21 protein-coding genes are annotated in these 23,101 nt (G+C 53.4%); 12 read left to right on the top strand and 9 right to left on the bottom strand.

Annotated elements, in window-relative coordinates; genetic code table 11:
• Window positions 1-115 precede the first annotated feature (115 nt).
• Together IGQ15_RS00650 and IGQ15_RS00645 are read left to right on the top strand one after the other, a co-directional pair.
• Complete coding sequence (locus IGQ15_RS00650) at window positions 116-1,030, top strand: FtsQ-type POTRA domain-containing protein (RefSeq protein WP_297047650.1); 915 nt, start codon at window positions 116-118, stop codon at window positions 1,028-1,030.
• Window positions 1,031-1,079: 49 nt separating this feature from the next.
• Window positions 1,080-1,811 carry a peptidylprolyl isomerase gene (locus IGQ15_RS00645; protein ID WP_297047648.1) on the top strand — a complete coding sequence of 244 codons (732 nt, stop codon included), beginning with the start codon at window positions 1,080-1,082 and terminating at the stop codon, window positions 1,809-1,811.
• On the opposite strand, the gene IGQ15_RS00640 is transcribed toward IGQ15_RS00645, so the two are convergent.
• Both IGQ15_RS00640 and IGQ15_RS00635 read right to left on the bottom strand, forming a co-directional pair.
• Window positions 1,771-2,307 carry a DUF2062 domain-containing protein gene (locus IGQ15_RS00640; RefSeq protein WP_297047646.1) on the bottom strand — a complete coding sequence of 179 codons (537 nt, stop codon included), beginning with the start codon at window positions 2,305-2,307 and terminating at the stop codon, window positions 1,771-1,773. The genes IGQ15_RS00645 and IGQ15_RS00640 overlap by 41 nt on opposite strands.
• Before the next feature lie 78 nt (window positions 2,308-2,385).
• Window positions 2,386-3,597, bottom strand: a complete 1,212-nt coding sequence (locus IGQ15_RS00635; RefSeq protein WP_297047645.1) for an MFS transporter — start codon at window positions 3,595-3,597, stop codon at window positions 2,386-2,388.
• 309 nt (window positions 3,598-3,906) lie between these two features.
• On the opposite strand from IGQ15_RS00635, the gene IGQ15_RS00630 reads away from it, so the two are divergent.
• On the top strand, window positions 3,907-5,310 hold the full coding sequence (locus tag IGQ15_RS00630; RefSeq protein WP_297047643.1) for a BCD family MFS transporter: 1,404 nt from the start codon (window positions 3,907-3,909) through the stop codon (window positions 5,308-5,310).
• A 6-nt stretch (window positions 5,311-5,316) separates the two neighbouring features.
• Here IGQ15_RS00630 and IGQ15_RS00625 read toward each other — a convergent pair whose 3' ends face one another.
• On the bottom strand, window positions 5,317-6,567 hold the full coding sequence (locus IGQ15_RS00625; protein WP_297047642.1) for a hypothetical protein: 1,251 nt from the start codon (window positions 6,565-6,567) through the stop codon (window positions 5,317-5,319).
• 292 nt (window positions 6,568-6,859) lie between these two features.
• A complete protein-coding gene (locus IGQ15_RS00620; protein WP_297047640.1) occupies window positions 6,860-7,264 on the bottom strand; it encodes a hypothetical protein in 405 nt (134 codons plus the stop codon).
• A 103-nt stretch (window positions 7,265-7,367) separates the two neighbouring features.
• Between IGQ15_RS00620 and IGQ15_RS00615 the strand changes: the two genes are divergently transcribed.
• The 3 genes from IGQ15_RS00615 to cobA all read left to right on the top strand — a co-directional run bounded on the left by IGQ15_RS00615 (window position 7,368) and on the right by cobA (window position 9,137).
• On the top strand, window positions 7,368-7,583 hold the full coding sequence (locus IGQ15_RS00615) for a DUF29 family protein (RefSeq protein ID WP_297047638.1): 216 nt from the start codon (window positions 7,368-7,370) through the stop codon (window positions 7,581-7,583).
• Window positions 7,584-7,681: 98 nt separating this feature from the next.
• Window positions 7,682-8,323, top strand: a complete 642-nt coding sequence (locus tag IGQ15_RS00610; protein WP_297047636.1) for an L-threonylcarbamoyladenylate synthase — start codon at window positions 7,682-7,684, stop codon at window positions 8,321-8,323.
• A 52-nt stretch (window positions 8,324-8,375) separates the two neighbouring features.
• Window positions 8,376-9,137, top strand: a complete 762-nt coding sequence (gene cobA, locus IGQ15_RS00605) for a uroporphyrinogen-III C-methyltransferase (RefSeq protein ID WP_297047634.1) — start codon at window positions 8,376-8,378, stop codon at window positions 9,135-9,137.
• Here the strand turns inward: cobA and IGQ15_RS00600 are convergent.
• Complete coding sequence (locus IGQ15_RS00600; RefSeq protein ID WP_297047632.1) at window positions 9,117-11,012, bottom strand: chloride channel protein; 1,896 nt, start codon at window positions 11,010-11,012, stop codon at window positions 9,117-9,119. The two genes, cobA and IGQ15_RS00600, sit on opposite strands and share 21 nt — an antisense overlap.
• Before the next feature lie 67 nt (window positions 11,013-11,079).
• Window positions 11,080-11,799 carry an NnrU family protein gene (locus IGQ15_RS00595; protein ID WP_363315752.1) on the bottom strand — a complete coding sequence of 240 codons (720 nt, stop codon included), beginning with the start codon at window positions 11,797-11,799 and terminating at the stop codon, window positions 11,080-11,082.
• A gap of 136 nt (window positions 11,800-11,935) precedes the next feature.
• On the opposite strand from IGQ15_RS00595, the gene IGQ15_RS00590 reads away from it, so the two are divergent.
• From IGQ15_RS00590 to IGQ15_RS00575, 4 genes are all read left to right on the top strand, one after another.
• Window positions 11,936-12,982: an AI-2E family transporter gene (locus tag IGQ15_RS00590; protein ID WP_297047631.1), complete on the top strand. Its 1,047-nt coding sequence runs from the start codon at window positions 11,936-11,938 to the stop codon at window positions 12,980-12,982.
• 125 nt (window positions 12,983-13,107) lie between these two features.
• Entirely contained in the window at window positions 13,108-13,716 is a 609-nt protein-coding gene (rpsD, locus tag IGQ15_RS00585) for a 30S ribosomal protein S4 (RefSeq protein WP_297047629.1), read from the top strand.
• Between the two features lie 18 nt (window positions 13,717-13,734).
• A complete protein-coding gene (gene prfA, locus IGQ15_RS00580; protein WP_297047627.1) occupies window positions 13,735-14,829 on the top strand; it encodes a peptide chain release factor 1 in 1,095 nt (364 codons plus the stop codon).
• 9 nt (window positions 14,830-14,838) lie between these two features.
• Window positions 14,839-15,108 carry a YciI family protein gene (locus IGQ15_RS00575; RefSeq protein WP_297047625.1) on the top strand — a complete coding sequence of 90 codons (270 nt, stop codon included), beginning with the start codon at window positions 14,839-14,841 and terminating at the stop codon, window positions 15,106-15,108.
• 25 nt (window positions 15,109-15,133) lie between these two features.
• Here the strand turns inward: IGQ15_RS00575 and chlP are convergent, their stop codons facing one another.
• Window positions 15,134-16,342, bottom strand: coding sequence for a geranylgeranyl reductase (gene chlP / locus IGQ15_RS00570; RefSeq protein ID WP_297047623.1), 1,209 nt, complete (start codon window positions 16,340-16,342; stop codon window positions 15,134-15,136).
• A 283-nt stretch (window positions 16,343-16,625) separates the two neighbouring features.
• Here chlP and gpmI point away from each other — a divergent pair, with 283 nt between their 5' ends.
• Both gpmI and IGQ15_RS00560 read left to right on the top strand, forming a co-directional pair.
• Window positions 16,626-18,221: a 2,3-bisphosphoglycerate-independent phosphoglycerate mutase gene (gene gpmI, locus IGQ15_RS00565; RefSeq protein WP_297047621.1), complete on the top strand. Its 1,596-nt coding sequence runs from the start codon at window positions 16,626-16,628 to the stop codon at window positions 18,219-18,221.
• 76 nt (window positions 18,222-18,297) lie between these two features.
• Window positions 18,298-20,109, top strand: a complete 1,812-nt coding sequence (locus tag IGQ15_RS00560; RefSeq protein WP_297047620.1) for an ABC transporter ATP-binding protein — start codon at window positions 18,298-18,300, stop codon at window positions 20,107-20,109.
• Here IGQ15_RS00560 and IGQ15_RS00555 read toward each other — a convergent pair.
• Both IGQ15_RS00555 and IGQ15_RS00550 read right to left on the bottom strand, forming a co-directional pair.
• Window positions 20,106-22,586 (bottom strand): HAD-IC family P-type ATPase, encoded by a 2,481-nt coding sequence (locus IGQ15_RS00555; RefSeq protein WP_297047619.1) that lies wholly within the window; start codon window positions 22,584-22,586, stop codon window positions 20,106-20,108. The two genes, IGQ15_RS00560 and IGQ15_RS00555, sit on opposite strands and share 4 nt — an antisense overlap.
• Window positions 22,587-22,589: 3 nt before the next feature.
• The gene (locus IGQ15_RS00550; RefSeq protein ID WP_297047618.1) at window positions 22,590-23,021 is read right to left on the bottom strand and encodes a universal stress protein; all 432 of its coding nucleotides are present in this window, start codon (window positions 23,019-23,021) and stop codon (window positions 22,590-22,592) included.
• Window positions 23,022-23,101 lie beyond the last annotated feature (80 nt).

Raw genomic sequence — 23,101 nt, 5'->3', positions numbered from 1 at the left:
TTACTAAGATAGAGGCAGTCAAGCGGACAATCAACATCGCGTATCTTATCACCAAGTAATGACAGCCCGTGCAGGATCATAAGTTCCAATTTTCCTCAAGACTGAGACCGTGGCCATGGTAAACCCCATGCCTGAGGGGACAACTGCCCATGATGCCATTCGTGAACGGCGCCGCCAATTGCAAAGTAAACGCCGCTGGCGCCAACTGGCAGGGCTTTGGCGTACTAGTGTCCTTTTGGCCTTAACGGGGGGGCTGGTTTGGGGACTGAAGCTGCCGGACTGGATTATCCGCCGCCCTGAGCAAGTGGTGATTCGTGGCAATCAACTGCTGAAGACGGAAGCGTTGCAGGCACAATTGCCCCTTGAGTATCCGGAGTCACTGCTGCGTTTACGGCCACAGGAGATCATTCATGCCTTAGAAACGACGCTGCCTCTGCAACGGGTGACGATCGCCCGCCAACTCTTTCCGCCGAGACTGATTGTCGAAGTTCAAGAACGCAAACCTGTCGCAGTCGCCACCTGCAATCAATGCTGGGTAATGAGTGTAACGGGGCAGCTGCAAGGGCCTGCGAGTCGCTGGTTGGTGGATGGTCTCGGATTTGTCGCCCCAGTGGGTAGCTATCAAGCCAGTGCCGTGAAGCCAATGCCCACACTCCAGTTGCGGGGGTATTTTGTACCCGTTAAGGATGCGCCGCGTCCGCAGACATTGGCTGTGGATGGCGATCGCCAGCAGCAGTGGCAGCAAATTCACCAGATTCTCCAGCAACAGGATTTACCGATTACGGGATTAGATTGGCGCAATGAAGAGAATCTAATTGTCCAAACCCCCCTCGCGCCGGTTCACCTTGGGGTGGTGCAGTGGAATAGTCCCACCTTTAAGAAACAACTCAGTGCCCTAGCTAGCCTCAAGCGGTTACCCCAGTATTTGGATCCTCGCCAAATGGTCTTTATTGATCTGGTGAACCCCGATGAACCCTTGGTGCAACTGCGGCAGCAGCCGACACAGCAACCCCTTCCCCGCAGCAATTAAGGAGCAAGGGCACGGCATAATAGAACGGTTAGCTTGGAGTGGCTTATCAATGAAACCCCTGAAGTTCGGCACAATACTGCCACGATTTCTGTCACGGTTGGTGATGGTGCTCGGTGTGCTTCTGCTGGGGAGTTGCGCGTCACTCTCTTCAGTGGCTGACACCAGTTCAATTCCAGGAGCACAAAGCCCAACCCCTATGGCCAATTTACCTCGACTCAATGGCGATGCGACGGTCGTGCTGACGGTTAACGATCGCCCGATTACGATTCAAGTGAAGGGAGATGCTGCCCCAATTACCGCTGGCAATTTTGTGGATTTAGTGAAGCGGGGGGTCTATGATGGCACCATTTTTCACCGCGTTGTCCGTGAACCCCAACCCTTTGTGGTTCAAGGGGGAGATCCCCAGAGCAAAGATCCCAGTGTGTCGCCACAACTCTACGGCACCGGTTCATTCATTGACCCCGCGACCAATCGCCCCCGCTATATTCCCCTAGAAATTCTTGGTGAGGGGAGTGACACCCCCACCTATAGCCAACCAGGCAAAGTCTCACCCGTTCTGACTCATACGCGCGGTGCGGTGGCCATGGCGCGATCGCAACTACCCGATTCGGCCTCAGCCCAGTTTTACATTGCCCTCGATCAACTGGATTTTCTGGATGGCAATTATGCCGTCTTTGGCTATGTCACGGATGGGATGGACGTAGTGGACAGGATCCAACAGGGCGATCGCCTACAATCCGCTAAAGTTGTGGCCGGTTTGGAAAATTTACAGCAGCCATAGCAGAATGCCGCCGAAAGCGTTGCCGCAGGGTGGGTAATAACCGCAAACACAGGGCGTAGGTGAGGAGTCCGGCAATCACGCCCACCCAAACACTGCCAAAAATCAGAATTGTTGCCATTTGCCCCCCCTGTTTGAGGAGCTTTTCCCAAGATTGCCACTCACCCAAGGACAGGGAAGGTTGCCCCATCAACCACCAACCCACCTGAAAGTTAAACCAAAACAGGGGGACATAGGTAAAGGGGTTGCTCACCCAAGTGGCAAGGGCGGCCAAGGGCTTATTTCCCCGCACGAGGAGCGCTACACTGACGGCAATGAGCATCTGACCACCAAAGAGGGGGAGCATGCCAGCAAAGACCCCTGCCCCAAGGCCACGGGCAATACTCTCGGTACTACTGTGGGAGCGCATCAAGCGCAAATAGTGATAGCGGAGCGATCGTCGCCAAGAACGGAGCCAACGGGGCTGTCGAGAAGGCTGAGGAAAAGACAACCGCATCATAGGTGAGCTTCGAGAGAGTTCAAAGGTTGAAAAAATAGGCGAATGAGGGTCTTTGCTTAGCAGTTTGACATATTTTGCTTAGAGAGTGCTAGGGGTCGTATCCTTCGGCTTGCCCAATCCCAGGGCCAAAAAGCCAAGGGCGATCGCCATCATCACACTGCTTTGCCAAGCGGGCGCCACCCCACCCCAGCGATCAAAAACCCACCCTGCCCATGCCGGTCCAGCAATCCCCGCCACACTTTGGAGCGATTGGCTAGCGCCAATAATTTTCCCCTGATCTTGATCTCGCACGCGATTGGAGATCACCCCTCGCAGGGAGGGCAACATGATTCCCACCCCAAAAGCCAAGCTCACAACACAGCTGTAGAGGAGCGGCACGCTGAACCTATCCCCACTGGGAACAGCGGCAATCCCCAACAAGGCTAAGGCCACCAGTAGCAATCCCCCCAAGCTCAAGCGCTGCTCACCAAAGCGAGGAATCAACGAGCGAATCAAGCCCGCCTGCACAATCGTACTGACAACACCAATAATCACAAAAATGATCCCCGCTTGGGCAGGCCCCCAACTCAATTGCCGTTTCAAGAAGAGAACGAAAATACTGGTAAAGCCAGCAAAGGCAAAGTTGAAGATAAAAAAGGCCATGAGTAAGGCTTGGAGGGTGCGTTGATTGAATAGCTCCAACCACTGCTGCTGCAAGGCAAAGCTCTTTAGGGTTAGGGGCGATCGCTGGGCGGCGGGCAATGACTCCGGCAAGATGAAGTAGGCCAAAACAACATTTACCAGTGCCAAAACAGCGGCAAACCAAATCGGCAACTTGAGATCAATGGCTGCTAGACTGCCGCCAATAGCCGGCCCAAAAATGAAGCCAATCCCAAAGGCCGCGCCCGTTAAACCAAAGTTCTTAGCCCGATCTGCTGGCGCTGAGGTGTCGGCAATATAGGCCTGAGCCGTTGAAACCACACCCCCCGTGAGGCCATCAATAATCCGCGACACAAAGAGCAGCCAAGGGACCGTAGCCACAGCAAAGAGCATATAGGAGAGGGCAGTGCCGGCAATACAAATCAGCAACACCGGACGGCGTCCCCAGTGATCCGAGAGGGCACCCAAGAGGGGAGCAGCAATAAATTGAGCAGCAGCAAAGGCAGAAAATAACAGGGTCAGGCTCAACGCATCAAAGTTAAATCGCTCTACAAGGAAAGGCAAAATGGGGAAAATGAGACTCTCACCCAAACGGTCGATGACAATTGTGAGCAAAACAATGAATAATGGTGAGCGTAGGTTTATCCCCATTGATCTGATACGTCCTCACGTGATGGATGCCTGACCTGTACGGTTTTGACCCCCAGAAAAAGGCAGTACAATAAAAGACTACAACTTAACACAATACAGCCCTTTTCCCATCGATTGGACACCGCCCAAAACATCCTACTGATGAGGTGATGCAACCCATGTCTGCTTATACGCAATCTTTGAAGCGATCGCTCTTTTTGACACTGGTTGCCCTAGTGGTATCATTGACGATTTCCTTCTTGATGGCAATCTAAATTTGTCCTGAAAATCATTTATCATCCTCTATCAGTGATGTGAGTTGAGTGAGGTATGGCCACTCGTTCTGCCGCTGCTCCCCCCCCTCTGCCCCTGTGGGTCATGTTTCGCTTAGGTCTCTTTCAGATGGGACTGGGCATGATGTCGATTCTGGTGTTGGGGGTGCTCAACCGCATCCTGATCAAGGAATTGGCGGTGCCGGCTACATTGGTGACCTTGACGATCGCCATGCATCAATTTGTCTCACCGGTGCGGGTGTGGTTTGGTCAACTCTCCGATGCCCATCCCATTGGGGGCTATCATCGCACGGGGTATGTCTGGGGTGGGGCTTTGGCCTTTACCTTGGTCACCTACGCCATTGTTCAGGTGATCTGGCAGGTGGGGCAAAGTTTAGATCAAGCGGGCTGGAGTCTGGTCACCCAAGGGTGGATTGGCCTATTGGGAGTGCTCTTTGCCGCCTATGGCATTTGTGTCAGTAGTAGCTCGACCCCTTTTGCTGCCCTGCTTGTGGATGTCTCCGAAGAGGAAGATCGGGGCAAATTAGTGGGCATTGTTTGGTCCATGTTGACCGTGGGCATTGTTGTCGGTGCCATTCTCAGTAGCGTGCTGCTGCGGCAGTTGGAGCTAGACACCCCCATTGAACTCCTACAACAAAGTGTCAATCGCCTCTTTTTGGTGGTCTTGACGGTGGTTTTTGCACTGGCGATCGCCAGCACTTGGGGGGTTGAGGCCAAGTATTCCCGCTACCATGTGCGTAGTCGTGCCTGTGACAACCCGGAAAACATTACCCTTGGTCGCGCTCTGAAAATTCTCACGGCCAACTCGCAAACGTGGCGCTTTTTTCTCTTCCTTGTCCTGATGACCCTGAGTTTATTTATTCAGGAACCGATTCTGGAACCCTTTGGCGGTGAAGTCTTTGGCATGACGATCGCCGAAACCACCCGCTTGAACGCCTACTGGGGCATGGGCACCCTTATGGGTTTAAGCTTCACGGGATTTTTGATTGTGCCCCGCCTCGGCAAGATCCGCACCACCACCTATGGCTGTTGGGGGGTGGCCTTGATGTTCTTGCTCCTAATCATCTCAGGGGTCACGCAGCAAGTGTGGCTCTTTCAGTTGCAACTCTTTCTCTTTGGCATTGCCGCTGGGGTGACAACAACGGGTGCCCTCAGTCTCATGCTGGACTTAACGGCGGCGGAAACAGCGGGGACATTTATTGGCGCTTGGGGCTTAGCGCAGGCCATTGCCCGGGGATCAGCGACGGTTGTCGGCGGGACGGCCCTTGATATTGGGCGTCAACTGTTTGGCGTGCCGATCCTCGCCTATGGCTTTGTCTTTTGTCTGCCGATGCTGGGAATGCTGGCTGCTGTCTTGCTTCTGAAACAAGTGGATGTCAGTCAATTTCGCCAACAATCTCAGGTGGCGATCGCCAAGGTCTTAGCTGAGGACTTGGAGTAGACGAGCCTACCAGCGGGCAAAGAAAGAAAAATCCAACTTACCAAAGTGGGTGACATGGGCGATATTAAAATGCTCTAGGCAATTCACCAGCCAGCGCACCTTGCCGCGACTAAAGGATTGATAGTGGTTAAACAAGATAGCAAAGCGTTTTTCAAGGTAGGGTTTTACTTTCTTGCTGAGGAGCACAACCTTGAGCAATAGGCCAATCGTTGCCGCCGTGCCGATGTTATTGAGCAAGTCAACAAAAACCAGATGGTTAGGATGTTGGGCACTATCCACGACCAAGTAGTTGAGGGTCTGGCTACAGGTGCGGACAATGGTAAACTCATTCAGAGGTTGTGGCTGCTGAAAGAGGGGCAGCGTTTCCAAATACTGGTAAAAGCGCTGCCGAAAGCGCCCCCGCCCCACATCCGCTGTGGTGTCCGTCAAGTAGTGGAAGAAGGCATCGCGGAAATCGCGGGTAGATTTCAGGCGTTGCAGCCGCTGCTCAAATTGACTGGCCAAGTCGCGATAGGTGTGGCGGCCATCCACCTTACCGACAAAATGTTGAATCGAGGTTCTAACTTCCTCAGCAGAAAGCAAGGTGGGATTTTTCACCAGTGGGATATTGTGATGCCCCTGAGCACGGCGAAACTCACTCGTGAGATATTGATTCAGGTTCATTTCAAACTGCTGAGTGGCCTTTTGCTGAAAGTCTTGAATGTAGCGCAGCTCGTCGGGGGGCGTGTCATCGCCCACCAGGCAATGGTTGTAGAGGTAAGGGTAGCGGCGAATCAAGGTTGCAAGGGGGCGATCGCTATTTTGCTTAATCTGTGAAACGTCTTGGGCATCTTCTTGGAGAAATTGCACCATGCGCTGGAGCTTCTGAAAGGCTTCACTCTCTAAATAATCCTTGAGGAGCAGCCGCAGCTTGCGCACAATCGGTGCTCGGCTCAGACCCCCCGCCGGCATCCCCACAGGCGTTTGCAGCATGGTCAGAAATTCGGGAATTGCCCCTTGGAGCAAAGGACGCGACTGCCAGCGGTTAATCAAAATGTGGCAGCAGCGGTTCATAAAGGGACGAAAATTGTCCGCCACCCGTGCCCCCGTCACAATCCGATCCATTGCCTCTTGAATCTGGCGATCGGGATAGGTATAGCCCATGAGAAAAAGGGCACGAAACCGCTCAATGACTTGCTGCGGACTCTCATGCTGCACACATTCCAGCAAGTGATCGTAAATCAGTTGGTAGTCGTTTGCCTTCATCCAAGTATTCATAGGGGGTAATGCGCTCCTAAGCCACGCTACTACCGACAGTGCTGGAATCCGAGAGCACAACTGAGAAGTCCTAACATACCTGCATCATAAAAGGCAACATATCGTTGACTTGTGATCGAAGCCACATTTTTTCGTGATCCTAATCACAAGAATGAGCTCAGTCCCTTTGATTGCTGACTAGCGCAAACGCCCTACTACTTTATGATAAACAACAAGACAATCAATTGACAACCGACTATAAAAATTGGTGCTAAGTTCTCTCCTCATAATGAGTTTTTAGGCTTTGGGAGCATTAGCGCCCCTGATACCCTGAAAGCTGAGCTAGACCCTCTAGGGGATAGACACCCTCATAGCGTTTACCGTTGATTTCCCATGTGGGATAGGCACGGATATTGGCCTGTTTGCACAGTTCGGGTTGGCCGTTGGTACCCCGCGCATCGCACTCGATATAGTTGATGCTTTTGAAGGCGCTGCCAAGGAGTTCTTTTTGCTTCATGCAGGCGGGACACCAGTAGGCACCGTACATCTTGGCATTGATTTTTTTCAGATGGTTCGCCAGCCCTTGGGGAGAAATGGTCTGACTGGTTCCCTGCGCCATGACCATCTCGGGAGATTGCAAAACAGGTAAACGGGGCACAAGGGCGATCGCCAGCCCCACACCCAAGCCAAACAGGAGATAGCGCAAAGCGTTTTTCATCGAGAACCATCCACTAACCCAATCCAGTGTACTGCATTCCACACAGTGCTAGAGCTAAAGACCGCGAGTACCGTCTTGTAGTTCCGCTATTTTGATCTGAAATTTGATCACGGATGCCCGCACTCAAATTGAGCTAACCATAGCTGATAGTCCGAGCTTGCGGGATTATCCAGCCAGCCAACTTTCTACAAGCGATGAACGTGCTCGCCGCCAAGCAGCAGAGCCGACGGGTTTACCCCTGAGCACCTTTGCTGAAACCTGTCTTTATCCCCTAGAGATGGTTTTGACCCAGAATCGGCTCCCCGAAACGGACACTTAGCTCAAAACACTCAAAACATTAGATGAGGTGCATTCGCCCATGCTATTCCCGTTACACTAAAACTACGTTATAGCGGCAGTGCCCTTGCGAATGTTTGAATGGCAGCGATTTTTGAGCTTCATCCGGTTAACCCTCAGCCCCGCACAATCGTCCAAATTGTTGAGGCTCTCAAAGCAGGGGCAGTCATGCTCTACCCCACGGATACAGTCTATGCCATTGGCTGCGACATGAACCACAAAGGAGCGGTGCAACGGGTACGCCAACTCAAGCAACTCTCCAACGATAAACCTGTCACCTTCTTGTGCTCTTCTCTCTCCAACATTGCCCAGTATGCCTATGTCAGCGATGCCGCTTATCGCCTCATGCGTCGCCTGATTCCGGGACCCTACACCTTTTTGCTGCCGGCTACCAAACTGGTGCCCCGCCTTGTCCAAAATCCCAAACGCAAAACCACGGGGATTCGCGTACCTGACCACGATGTCAGCCAAGCGCTCCTGACCGCCTTGGGGAATCCGATCATTTCCACCTCAGCACGACTGCCCGACAACGAGGCCTATTATGTGAGTACCGCAGATCTCTTCGATGCCTTTGACAAACGGGTGGATTTGATTATTGATACCGGCGAACCCCCCGGACAGCACATGTCGACTATCCTTGATCTCACCGTTGACCCCCCCCTAGTGGTACGCAAGGGACAAGGGTGGGAAGCGCTACCGGCAGAACTCGTGACTGTTGATTGAACGTTTCTGATCCCATTGGTAGATTAAGGAATTCCACGCAAAGAGTTAAGGTATGAATTCACCGCAATTGATTGGCAAAGTATATTTGGTGGGTGCAGGCCCTGGAGATGTGGGGCTACTGACGGTGCGTGCCAAGACGTTACTGGAGTGGGCGGATGTCGTACTCTACGATGCGCTGATTAGCCCCGAAATTCTTAGCTTGATCAACCCCCAAGCGGAAAAAATTCATGTGGGCAAGCGGCGGAGCAACCATACTCTCTCCCAAGCAGAGATTTGCCGCCTGTTGATTGACTTGGCCCAGCGTCATGCTGTGATCGTGCGCCTTAAGGGGGGTGATCCCTTTGTCTTTGGCCGAGGGGGTGAAGAGTGTCTTGCCCTTGTCGAGGCTGGCATTACTGTCGAAGTGGTGCCGGGGGTCACCAGTGGGGTAGCTGCACCTGCCTATGGGCACATTCCCCTTACCCATCGCGACTTTAGTTCTTCGGTGGTTTTTGTCACTGGCCATGAGGCTGCGGGTCGCTATCAACCGCGTGTGAATTGGTTGGCTCTGGCTACGGCGGTGGATACGATTGTGATTTATATGGGGCTCCACCATCTGGGGGAGATTGTGCCGCAACTGCTAGCAGGGGGGCGATCGCCCCAAACGCCCTTGGCCTTTATTGAATCAGGGACAACACCGCAACAACGGGTGGTGGTGACAACCCTAGAGCGAGCGATCGCCACCTATGACGAGGCACAGATTCAAACGCCTGCCTTGATTGTCATTGGTGAGGTCATTCACCTGCGCTCCCAGTTAATGGGACGTCTCCACTAGGTCTGAAGAAACAGGTTCAGGTTCTGGGGACACCGACAGCATCGCCCGCTCCAAATAGGGCAATAGCTTACGTCGTGTTTGATCCAGAGAATAGGTAAGGCGGATAGTCTCTCTGGTGAGTAGGCCTAACAGCCGTTGCGGGTTGTGGCGATCCACTACGGGCAACTGCCTTAAATCCCGCGCTGCCATGCGATCGAGGGCGTCCTTCAGGGGTTCATCCCCATAGGCCAGTAACAAGTCTCGTGTACAGACACTCCCCAGCGTTTGCGTTTGATAGGCGTTTGTTTCCTGATCCGCTTCCCAACGGGTCAGCACCCGATTAATATCCCCAAGAGTGACCAACCCCATTAACTCCTGCTGACTATCGATTACAAAGGCACAGTAGGCTTTTTTTTCAATCAGTTGCAAGCCAGCTTCAACCACAGGCATTGCTTCGCTAAGCAACAGCACCTCCGATTGCATGGCTTCCGCCACAGAGAGATTGGGGGGACTTTCCTCCTGCTCCTCCTTCTGGGGCTGAGCGCTGGGTGCCAATGCGGGTAGCTCGCCCCGTTGTTGAAGACTAAAACTATTCACTAGCCAGACACTCAAGCCCACCGCTGCCATCAGAGGCAAAATAATGCGATAGTCCCGCGTCATTTCAAAGAGCAGCAAAATAGCTGTTAAGGGGGCATTGACACTAGCGGCAAGGACGGCAGCCATCCCCACGGTTGCATAGGCGGCAGGAGCAGCAATACTGTTGGCAAACATGGGTAGCAGAATGGGCAACACTTTACCATAAGCAGCACCAAGGGAAGCGCCCAAAAAGAGTGCCGGTGCAAAGATGCCTCCCACTAGACCACTGCCTAAACTCACTGCTGTTAAGACCATCTTGGTCAGTAGCAGTATCAACAGCAAGCCGAGGGAAAAATTCACATCCCTGAGAATCGCCTCCACCGTTTCATAGCCAATGCCCAGCACTTGCGGCAAATACAGAGCAACAAGGCCAACGCAGAGGCCACCCACCAGGGGACGCAGCGGTAGGGGAATGCGACCTAAAAACTGCAGGGGTGGAATCTTCCCCTGAAAGACTTGGGGGAGCCACTGAAGTAACTGGGTATAGACAATGGCAACGCCGTAGGCCAACAGTCCCAAGCCCAAATACAAGGGCAACTCAAGGGAACTGCGCACCTCATAGGTGGGCAAATCAAAGGCGGGTTGTGACCCCAAGCCAATTTGGGTAATTAGGGCAGAAATCACAGCGGCTAAAAGCACCACACTCACAGCCGTTGTTTCAAACGTGGTCCCCAATACCACCTCTAGGGCAAAGAACACGCCAGCGATCGGGGCATTGAAGCCTGCTGCCAAACCTGCCGCCGCCCCTGCACCGAGGAGCAACTTTTGCCGTTCTCGGGAAACCTTCAGCGCTTGACCAAGGAGAATGCCGATGTTGGCGCCCGCTTCCACACTGGGGCCTTCTGGACCAAGAGACGCACCTGTACCAAGGGAAAGCGCCGCCGCAAGGGTTTTGGCAATGGGGCGAATGAAGGGAATTTCCTTGCCCGCTTCTACGGCACCCATCAATGACATCAGGTTGGGACTAAACTCTTGGACGAACCCGCGGATGATCCCCACCAGCAAGCCCCCCAAGGCCGGAACACAGGCCAGTGTCCAAGCGCCCCATCGACCAATAAGCCCCATCAAGTCTTCAAGGGCCATGTGATGAATCGTTTCAATCAGGTAACGAAACAGCAGCACACTGAGCCCCGCACTACCGCCAATGAGTACTGCCAAGACCAGTACGACGGTTTCCGGGGGCGGTTGCAATTGATTGAAAAGACGAGTGAGGCGAGATTCAGCAGCAAAAGCAGCAAAAAGGGGAGAGAGGGAGGACACTGGTGGAAAAAATTTCCCTGAAATGGGATAGCTCTAACTCAATTATGCGCAATTTCCACGGGAGACGCTAAAGGGGCAAAATTTGCGGCGTGACACGATAAAAGTAAGGATGTAGCCACCACAGCAAGGCGACAAAGATTGCCACTCCCCCATAGGCGGGGCGCAAAAATTCTTGCCACACTAGTTGTTGTTTGCCCTGCCAAATAGCTTTGAAGGGAATGATTGAGGTGCGGGCTTTCAGAGCAGTAAACGCTTCTCCATGCCTTGCGTACCAGCGGCGATCGCCATGCCAAACCCCAAAGCAGTGATGGGCAATCAGCCCAAGGGAGGTCAGCAGTGTAAAGGACGTGCCCAACCACAGCGTATGCGCCACACACCAGATCACCTGTCCCCATAACTGCGGGTGGCGGGTAATGCGAATAATCCCCGTTTCGTACAGGTGCACTTCTGGCTTTTGCACAGCGGCAATTTCCAGCAAGTTAAATGTGGCCGGATAAAGAAAGAGAAACGAGATCGCCGATAGCCCCCCCACGAGCGCACCCATCCCTGGTACCCCTTGGAGTTGCCACAGTTGCACGCCGTCGTGGCGATGGGCCAAAAAGTAGAGAATCAAGATTGTCGCTAAGGGCAGACTCACTAGGGCAAAAAAAATGCGATAAAGGCGGGCACCGACGCGCTTTTCTGCCCAAGGACGTAAGCTTGCCAATCCACTGTGGGCGATCGCAAACAAGAGCAATAGCCCCACCATGATCCACTGCGAACTGGTTTGCCAACTGTGGTGATCCACGCCGATCTACTCCGTACGATTAAAACCGCTTCCTATGATCCTAAAGGGTCAGACGATTTGTAAAGCAAGGTAACTGAGGAGAAAAACGCAGCCCATAGGCTATAGTCAAGGCGTTGAGGGCATCCGACATCAATCTATGTTTAATTGGCTCGATCGCCTCGAAAACCGCCGCCTACTGCGCCTGCTCCTGCTCTTTGCTCTTGGCTGGATTGGCGTGCAACTTTTGCACTACTTTGCCTACGTCTTGCTGATCTTTCTATTTTCGGCCATTCTGGCGTTTTTACTCAACTATCCCGTGGGCTGGCTCAAGCGTTACTTGCCCCATGGTTTGGCGGTTACCCTTGTGTTTTTTGGGACATTGGCACTGTTGATCGGCTTGGGGATTACCCTTGGGTTGGCGATCATTGGCCAGTTGCAGGACTTAATCACCAATTTGCCTAGCCAAGTTGATCTATGGATTGACTCCCTTGAGAGGATGCAGCAGTTTCTGGCGCGATGGCATCTAGACATCAATTTTCAGCAACTGGAGTCAGAGTTACGCAACTTTGCCCTTGCTGGCATCCAGTTTGGGTTTGGTAAGCTCCAGTCCATCTTTGCCCTCTTCCTAAGCGGCGTTATTGTTGCTGTGATTACCTTCTTTATGCTGCTGGAGGGGGAACGGCTATGGCAGTACCTCCTGAGTTTTTTGCCCGACCCGTGGCGCGATCGCGTGCCCCAAGCCTTAGAGCAGAACTTTTTGGGCTTCTTGGGTGGCCGTTTGCTTCTGTCTTTCTTCTTTGGTACTGCCACATTCATTGTCTTGCTGATGTTACGTGCCCCCTATGCCCTTGCCCTTGCGGCGATCGCCGGTGGCTTGGATCTCATTCCAGGAATTGGCTCAACGCTTGGCATCTCCCTCATTTGCTTGCTCCTGCTGCCCAAGAGTATTGCGCTGAGTGTACAAGTGCTGATTAGCTGTATTCTGCTGCAACAGGTGGAAGAAAATATCCTCATGCCCCGTGTGATGCGCAACTCCGTCAACCTGAATCCGGTGGTCTTATTTTTTTCCCTCTTGGTGGGGGCAACGGTTGCAGGCATTGTCGGTATTTTCCTTGCCATTCCCATTACGGGGACAATCGTCAGTTTGCTAGATCTCAAAGCCTTGCAAGCAAACAGTGAGGCTGCCCCGAAATCCTCGTCCTAGGGTTGCGATCGCGCCCATCCCCTTGATATACTAGGCAAGCTGATTAAGTTGCCCTCGGCAGATCAGTGGATTTTTTGCACATTTTTGGTTGGACACCATCATCACTGTAGGTTGGGTATAGTTGCATGGCTCGATATCGTGGCCCTCGTTTGAGAATTGTCCGTCGTCTGGGTGAGCTGGCTGGTCTCACCCGCAAAGCTCCCAAGCGGAGCTATCCCCCCGGTCAACACGGCCAAGCGCGCAAGAAGCGTTCGGAATATGCCCTGCGCCTTGACGAGAAGCAAAAACTGCGCTTCAACTACGGGGTCTCGGAGCGGCAACTCGTGCGCTATGTGCGCAAAGCCCGTCGCGTGAGTGGTTCCACGGGGCAAACCCTTCTCCAGTTGTTGGAAATGCGGCTGGATAACACTGTTTTCCGCCTTGGGATGGCACCAACGATTCCAGCAGCTCGCCAACTAGTAAATCATGGCCATATTCTGGTCAATGGTCGCAGTGTATCTATTCCCAGCTATCAGTGCCGTCCGGGGGATGTGATTACCGTCCGCGATAACGAGCGATCGCGTCGCTTGGTGGAAACCAACCTTCAAAATCCCGGTCTTGCCAATATTCCCAGCCACTTGGAAATGGATAAAAGCACTCTCACCGGCAGAGTTACCGGTATTGTCGAACGGCAATGGGTTGCTCTCCAAGTCAATGAACTCCTCGTGGTTGAGTACTACTCCCGCAAAGTCTAGAGTATCGCCGCCCTTCCTATGGCAGAAGCCTATCTTCTAGAAAAACTCCGCACTGTTGAGCAAACCTTTACGGAACTTACCCGTCGCTTAGCAGATCCCGATGTGGCGGTCAACCCAGCCGAGTTTCAGAAGGTGGCTCGCTCCCGTGCCGCCCTAGAGGAGACGGTGAATGCCTATCACGAATGGCAGTCCCTCAATCAGCAACTGGTGGATGCCCGCCAACTGCTTAAAGAAGCGGTCAATGAACCCGAGCTACGCCAGATGGCTGAAGAAGAAGTGGCTGATCTCAGTCGCCGCATTGCCGAACTCGAGGAACGCCTGAAAATTCTGCTGCTGCCCCGCGATCCGAATGATGACAAAAACATTATGCTCGAAATTCGGGCAGGTGCTGGGGGCGATGAAGCGGGAATTTGGGCAGGGGATTTGGTGCGAATGTACTCCCGCTATGCCAAAAGCCAAGGGTGGCAGGTGAGCTTAGTCAGTGAATCTCTTGCCGAAATGGGGGGCTTCAAGGAAGCTATCCTCGAAATCAAGGGCGATCGCGTCTATAGCAAGCTGAAGTTTGAATCCGGTGTCCATCGTGTGCAGCGGGTACCTGTCACCGAGGCGGGGGGGCGAGTTCACACCTCTACGGCTACCGTGGCGGTGATGCCCGAAGTAGATGAGGTGGAAGTAGAAATTGATCCGAAGGATATTGAACTTACCACGGCGCGATCTGGGGGTGCCGGTGGCCAAAACGTCAACAAGGTGGAAACAGCCGTTGACCTCTACCACAAACCGACGGGCATTCGTGTCTTCTGTACCGAAGAGCGCAGCCAACTGAAAAACAAGGAGCGAGCCTTCCAAATCCTGCGGGCGAAACTCTACGAAATGAAGCTGCGGGAACAGCAGGAAGCCATTACCTCGATGCGTCGCTCCCAAGTGGGTACGGGCGATCGCTCCGAAAAAATCCGCACCTACAACTACAAAGATGACCGCGTCACCGATCACCGTTTGGGGCAAAACTTTAGCCTCAGCAGCGTCCTAGAAGGGGAACTGGAACCGATTATCCAAGCCTGCATTAGTCGTGATCAGCAGGAACAACTGGCACAACTGACTGCTGAACAAGCCTAGGAGGATTAAATGACCAAATTTGTGGCTTGGGGACGCTACTGTGAGGATGTCCTCGAACGGCGTGCCCCCCATCGCGAAGCGCACCTTGATGGCCTTGCAGCTCAAAAAGCCCAAGGAGTACTCATCACCATTGGTCCTACGAAAGACCTGCGCTACTTTTTTGCCATTTACGAGGCGGATAGCGAAGAGACCGTGCGCCAATTGATTGAAAACGATCCCTACTGGCAGCATCAGGTGTGGACAGAGTACAGCATTCATGAGTGGATCCAAGCCCTCTAGGGGCGAGGGCAGATCCGAAACTCCCTTAGGGCGCAAGGGCATTACCCCGCATCAGGCTACCAATTGTTTTCGCTGTAATTTTCAACTGCACTAAGGGATTAGCCGGCACCACCGTCTTGTAGAGATAGCTATCGAAGGTGAGCTTCTGCACATCAATATCGCTACACATCTCCACAAAAGCCTCACGGGTGGCATCGGAGCGATAAAAGACCCGTTGCAACAGATCTAACACTAGGTACGTCATGCCGTAGGCTTTATCCCAGCGTTTCAGGTAGAGCTTGAGATCTGCTTCTGTGGGGATACGGCGACCGCCGTTGGAGGTCTCGACAATGGTTTCAGCGCACATGCGGGCTGACTTGGCCGCAAAGTAAATGCCTTCCCCAGAAGACTTGGTGACAGTACCCGCAGCATCTCCCACAAGAGCCACGCGACCGACCACCCGCCGAGGCCGAGGATGCTCAGGAATAGGGTGAGCTTCCACTTTAATAATTTGCCCCCCTTCCAGTTTGGCAGCAGCGCGGGCGCGGATTCCCGCTTGTAACTCCCGAATGCGGTCTTTGTTGACCTTCATGGTGCCGGTGCCCACAGCCACATGGTCATATTTCGGGAAAACCCATGCATAGAAGTCAGGAGACACGTCATCCCCCACGTACATTTCTGCCAACTCGTTGTAGTAGGCCATTTTGTCCTCAGGCAGGCGGATGCGCTCTTGATAGGCAATGGCGTAGTTGTAATCGCCGGCATCAATTTCCTTGGCAATACGGGAATTTGCCCCATCGGCACCAATCACCACATCCACTTCAAGGGTCTGAGCTGTGCCATCCGCTTGGACATAGTGGAGCGTGTAGGGCTGATCGCTGGTGGGGGGCTGCTCCAGCTTAAAGACAGTGCCATTGATCAAGTTGGCGCCCAAATCTGCCGCCCGATTGCGCATAAAGCTATCGAGGACTTCGCGGCGGCACATACCGATATACTCGTGGTCTTTAAGGGTATGGCCAATGTTCACCTCAATATTAGAGGGGGAAATCATTTTCATTTTGCGCACGCGGCGGTCAATGATTTCTGGGGGCAAGTCAAATTCACTGACCATGCACAGGGGGATCGCACCGCCACAGGGCTTGGCATTGTCTAATTTGCGTTCAAAGAGATAGGTCTGGATTCCGGCTTTGGCTAAGGTTTCGGCGGCTGAAGAACCCGCTGGACCACCACCGACCACGGCTACCCGAAGTGACAACGGACGACTCCCAATTTTGGCTAACAAACAACAGTTTGGATACTATCACGGCAATTTTTCGTCTTCAAGAATTTAATCCTGAAAAACCGCATCTGTAACAGTTTTCAACATTTGGCCATCTCTGAGCCGCTAGAATAGATCCATCTATTGATTCAGAATTGATCCAGGGTGCGGACTGTAGCGGAAGTTACCCAAATTTGTCTCTCGCGGTCGAGAATGGTATCATTTGCGAGGTTGTACAATTTACACCATTTCCCAGAGAAGTTGAAGGTAGGGCATTCACATGGCATCGTCTCCTGTTGCGCCCGTTGTTTTGATGATTTTGGATGGCTGGGGCTATCGCGAAGAGACCTACGGTAATGCGATCGCCAGCGCTAATACGCCGGTTATGGACAGTTTGTGGCAAGCCTACCCCCACACATTGATTTACGCCTCTGGGAAGGCAGTGGGACTCCCCAAAGGACAAATGGGTAACTCCGAGGTGGGGCACTTAAATATCGGTGCTGGGCGCATTGTTCCCCAAGAGTTGGTGCGCATTTCCGATGCCGTTGAAGATGGCAGCCTCTTTAGCAATCCCGTCCTTGTGAAGCTCTGCCAAACCGTGAAGGAGCGCAAGGGCAAGCTGCATTTTATCGGCCTGTGTTCTGCTGGCGGGGTGCATTCCCACATTGATCACCTCTACGGCTTGGTGGAACTGGCCAAACGCCATGAGTTACCTGCCTGTATCCATGCCATTACCGATGGTCGCGATACGCCCCCCCGCGATGCAGCGGGTGTCCTTGAGGAATTGGAGCAACGCCTGAAAACCATCGGCTGCGGACGAATTGTGACGGTGAGTGGTCGCTACTACGCCATGGACCGCGATCGCCGTTGGGATCGCACTGAGGCGGCTTACCGCATCATGACCAGCAATGAGAATATTCAACCCCTGCGGGCGGTGGATGTGGCTAGTAAGTCCTATGCCCAGGATATTGGCGATGAATTCATTGTCCCCACACGCATTGCTGAGGGAGCCGTTGAACCGGGGGATGGCGTGGTGTTCTTTAATTTCCGTCCTGATCGCGCCCGCCAACTCACCCAAGCCTTTATTGACCCTGACTTTAGCGGCTTTGAACGGACGCTGATGACGCCGCTCGAATACGTGACCTTCACCCAATACGATGCCAACTTTAACTGTGGTGTCGCCTTCCCGCCCCAAAACCTCAATCATATCCTTGGGGAAGTGATTGCCGAGCATGGCCTGAAGCAACTGCGGGCAGCGGAAACGGAAAAATATGCCCACGTCACCTATTTCTTCAATGGCGGCCTTGAGGAACCCTTCCCCGCCGAAGATCGCATACTCATCCCCAGTCCAATGGTGGCCACTTACGATCAAGCGCCAGCCATGTCTGCCCTCGCCGTAACAGAAGCGGTGAAGGAGGCCATTGAGAAACAGGAATATGCCCTAATTGTGGTTAACTTTGCCAACCCCGATATGGTGGGGCACACGGGGCAGTTGGCGGCGACGATTCAAGCCATTGAAACTGTGGATCGCTGTGTAGGCGTACTGGTAGAAGCGGCAACAAAAGTGGGGGGCACGCTGCTGATTACCGCTGATCATGGCAATGCTGAGTACATGATTGATGAAGACGGCAACCCCTGGACGGCTCACACCACCAACCCGGTTCCCTTTATCTTGGTGGAAGGGGAGAAACGTAAAATCCCCGGCCATGGCACGGATGTCACCCTGCGGCAGGAGGGTTGCCTTGCCGATATTGCGCCGACTATTTTAGAAATTTTGGGGCTGCCTCAACCCCCTGAGATGACGGGGCAATCGCTGATTGTCAGTGCCCCCTATGAAACCCGCCTCAATCGTACCCCCGTCTCCGTGAAGGTTTAAGGGCATTCTCAACCCAAGGGCGACAGCCGAAAATTTTAAGATTTCTTAAAATAGGAAGGGTCCTTGTCCTGTTTTTATGGCCTCGTTTCGCTCCATTCTGGGTTACTATCGCGCCTATCGGGGAATGGCGATCGCCAGTATGACCGCAGCCAGTCTCTGCGAACTGGTGGATTTGCTCGTGCCCTATGCCATGGGTCAAATTCTCAACCTGCTCTCGCAACAACCCCTTGATCCGCCAGTGGTGGCGATCGCCCATACGCTCCAAACATGGACGGGCTGGAACAATGCCTTTGGCGTTAATCTTACCGTTCTCGGCAGTATTGTCTTTTTGGCCACTGTAGTGCGTGCCCCAATTCAACCGTGGCTGGGGGTATGGTTCCATTGGTGGATTGCCTTGGCTGCCCGCCGTGACCACACTCGCAAAGCCGTCGAGAAAATCCTGACGCTGCCCCTAGAATTCTTTGAGGAAAACAACCCGGGTCGCATTGCCAACCGTGTTAGCAAAGGCATTGCCAACCATACGTGGAGCTATCCTGAGATTGCCGGCCAACTGATTCCCAAATTGGTACGGGTGCTGGGGATTGGCGTGATTGTCTGGTGGCTTGATTGGCCGATCGCCCTTGGACTGTTGCTCTCCTTTACAGTGATCTTGGTGCTGACCCTGCGCACCCTACGGCGCATTATTCAAAAAGAAGAAATCCTCGACAGCCACATCGAAAGCACAGAAAGCCGCACCTCAGAAATCATTACCAATATCAAAACCGTCAAAGCCTTTGCCACTGAAGCCCGTGAACTCGCTCGTCAAACCCAGCGCCTTGATCGCGAGTTCAAGATGGTGATTGATCGTATTCATCGCGGCTACATGTATTTAATTACTTGGCAAGCAAGCTTGGTGCAATTCTGTCTATTTACATTGTTGGGCTTCTCACTGGCTGCCACGATCGCCGGCCGGGTCTCCATTGGTCACTTTATTACGATTTACACCCTTGCGAGTATGGCCTATGCCGAAATTACACCCCTCTCACAGGTGTCTGAGGTGTTTGCGCGCCGCTATGCTTCAATTTTGCGCTTCCATGAATTTATGGAATTGCCCCCCGGTCGCGATGCCATTGATCTTGAGCAACAGGAGATTCCTAGCCTGAAGTTTTCGGGCAAAGTGGATTTTCAGCACGTTTGGTTTAGCTACACGCCGGGACGTCCCATTCTGCGGGATATTAACTTACTCATTGAACCCTGCCAAACAGTGGCCTTGGTGGGGCGATCGGGTTCAGGAAAATCCACCCTGATCAAGCTTCTGTTTCGCTACTTCCAGCCGGATCAGGGGCAAATTCTCATTGATGGCCAAGATATTCAAACCCTCGATGTCTGCGCCTATCGGCGGCGGCTGGCCATTGTCCACCAAGAAGTAGATGTCTTTAATGGCACCCTGTGGGATAACCTGACCTATGCCAACCCCGAGGTCAGTGCTGATGCCGTCTATGAGGCCTGTGCTATTGCGCGGGTGGATGAGTTTGTGCATCAGTTGCCCCTAGGCTATCGCACAATTGTCGGTGAACGGGGGTTGCGGCTTTCGGGGGGACAGCGACAGCGGCTAGGGATTGCCCGTGCTCTCTTAGCGGATCCCGATGTACTGATTTTTGATGAGGCCACCTCAAGTCTCGACTATGAATCGGAGCGGGAAATTCAACTTGCCCTGCGCTCCATCACCGGTACTCGCACCATGATTGTGATTGCCCACCGCCTAAGCACGGTCCGGGATGCCAATCAAATTGTGGTCTTGGATCAAGGCACGATTCGTGAGCAGGGAGACCATGAGACCCTCCTCGCCCAAGGGGGGTTGTATGCCCATCTCTATTCCATTCAGCGCGATCGCGCCCCCCATGCCTAACTGAGATCTACACCAAGGAAGCGATCCAAGAGCCGATAGCGCCAGAACGTGCGCAGGAGAATCACCCATAGCAAAACAATCAGTACAATCAATGCCCACAGCGACCATGAAAGGGGTTCCAACTCAGCCACTGCCCGTAGAGTCGGGGAAAAACTAATCATCAGGAAAGCAGCGAGCAGGGCTAAAACCACAGCAACATAACGCCAGTTGCCCACTAAAGGGGCACCGCCAACCCATGTGGGATGGGGAGGTTTGAGAAACAGGACTAAACAGAGGGAGGCCAACATGAGTGTGGTCACTAAAGCTGTGCGGGCGATCGCCACGCTTTGCCCCAATTCTGAGAGCACCTCGCGACCATTCAACAGTGTCGGATCAAAGCGTCCTTGGAGTAATTCCACAAGGGGGGTCAGTTCCCGTGCCAAAACCCCCAGATACATGAAAATAGCCAACAGCGCGAGGCTCAGGGTGGCAGGAATGACAAAGTGCAGTAATGAACGAATCAGCGATCGATGGGGCCGCGGCCCCGGCACTGCCCAAAAAGCCACCGCCAGGGTAGGCAGACCGACCCCCCACAGGGTTAGCAGGCTATTGTGCTTAATCAGCAGCGGAAAAGCGCGCCCCGCCATGACCGTGACTAGACAAAGCAAACTAAAGCTAAAGACCCGCACCAAAAAGAGCTTTGTAACATCTTGAATACCGTTGTAAATGCGCTGCCCCTCACGAAAGGCTTCTGGCAAGGCGGCAAAGGAATCCGCGAGCAATACAATGTCGGCCACATTCCGGGTAATGGCACTGCCACTTTCCATAGCAATTCCCACGTTGGCCTGCTTCAGGGACAGAACATCATTCACACCATCGCCAATCATGGCCACCTGATGCCCGAGGGCACGCAGTCGAGTCACGAGTTTCGCCTTTTGCTCGGGGGTAATGCGACCAAAAACTGTGGCTTTCTCGGCCATTTGATCAAAGCTGGGATCATCCATGGCGGCGAGTTCTGTTCCGGAGATGGCGATCGCCCCTGCATCGAGGCCGACTTGTTTACCGAGGGCAACCACCGTTTCCGCATGGTCACCAGAAATAATTTTGATTTGAATCCCCGCCTGTTGAAAGCGTTCCAAAACATCACGGCATTGAGGTCGCAGGCGATCGCCTACCCAAATCACTGCTAAGGGTTCGAGGTCTGGGGGCAATAGGGGAGTCTCCTGCCGCTCATCCCATTGAGGATCAGTGCGACTACGGGCAAAGAGGAGCACCCGCAATCCCTGCTGCCGTCCCCGCTGGAGTAATTCAGCTAGCTCAGGGGAGAGGTTTTCACCCTTGAGGAGGACATCCGGTGCCCCCAAAATAAATGCTTCGGCGTCATGCCATGCTGCGGCACTCCACTTGTAGGCGGAGGAGAAGGGAATTTCGAGGCGTAGGGGTTGGGGACTACCGCCAAAAGCCTCTGTGAGGGCAACAATGGTGCGGTTCGGAGCACTAACACTGGCGGTAAACGTGGCTAAAGCCGCTTTTGTCTTTTCCTCTGTATCAGTGAGGGCGTACCAGCTATGGAGTTCAAGGGCATTGGCCGTCAGCGTGCCCGTTTTATCAAGGCAGAGAATATCCACGCCACTGAGGGACTCAATGGCATTCACCTGCTGCACCAAGACATTGGCACGGGAGATCCGCAGTGCCCCCAAGGCATAGGTGAGGGTAATTGTCAGATACAAGCCCACGGGGACAAGACCCGCCACCACTGCCGCCGTTTGCACACTCATTTGTAGGCTGGTCAGGCGTACCAATAGCGAGAGCAGCACCAATAGCCATAGGAAAACCGCCAGAGCCAGAATGACGCGGATAATCAGGTTAATTTCCCGTTGCAGGGGAGTGAGTTTGTGGTGGTGGGTTTTGGCGGCAGCAGTCAGTTGATGGGCGGTACTGTCTTCCCCCACCTGTTCGGCGACATAGGCAGCGGCACCGCGTACACAAAAGCTCCCAGAGTACAGGCGATCGCCCGCTTGCTTGGAGATGAGATCCGACTCCCCTGTGAGTAACGACTCGTCCACTTGGATTTGTCCATCGCCAACCACAGTGCCATCGGCAACGATTTGATCCCCCGGTTCCAAAAGGAGAATATCCCCTTCTACAACTTCTGCGGAATCGATAATGGCCTCTTGGCGATCGCGCAGCACCTTGACGCGGGGACGGGTAAGGAGACTAATTTCATCCAACTGCCGTTTGGCGCGAATTTCCTGCAGAATGCTAATGATGGCATTGAGAAACACAACGACAATGATGGCGGCCACATCCCCCGGACGGCCTAAAAAGAGCAAAATGACGCTAATAAAAGCAAAAACCCCATTGATAAACGTGAAGAGGTTTTCCCGCAAAATGTCGCCATAGGTGCGATTGCTTTCACTCGCTTGACGGTTAACGCGACCTCTGGCTTGCCGCTCCGCCACTTCCGCCGCTGTCAGACCCGTCAATGGTGCTGTCATACCTTAGGTTTCCGCTGACTTAACCACAAACACCGAGCAGGGGGCATCAGCCACAATGGCGCCACTTACCGAGCCTTGCACAACCCGCTCAACCCCCGTGAGGCCGCGACTCCCCACTACAATTAGGTCTGCCCCATAGATATTGGCCAAGCGTAAAATTTCCTCGACGGGGTCACCGGTAACAATTTCAATTTCCGAGTCACAGGGGAGGTGGCTTTGAAACTGTTGTAAATGCTGTTCAATACTACGGTAGGTGCCCATTTGCGGATGCAACGAGGGGCGATCGGCACTGACCCCAAACCCCGACTCCACGGGTGAAATCACATGACTGAGAATCACTTGGGCATCTGGGTCAAGATTTAACTGTGCCACTGCTGCCATCACCCGTGCCGATAACTCACTGGTATCGAGTGCCACTAAAATTGTTTTGAACATGCCTGTGACTCTGTACTTGCAATCTCCTAGTCTGCCACAAGAGCGCAAGTAGCGATCAAACTGCCCTTCTGGATAGCCAT

Source organism: Thermosynechococcus sp. M98_K2018_005 (assembly GCF_015295825.1).
In the GTDB taxonomy this organism is placed as follows: Bacteria; Cyanobacteriota; Cyanobacteriia; order Thermosynechococcales; family Thermosynechococcaceae; genus Thermosynechococcus.
This window is presented reverse-complemented; position numbering and strand designations above follow the sequence as displayed.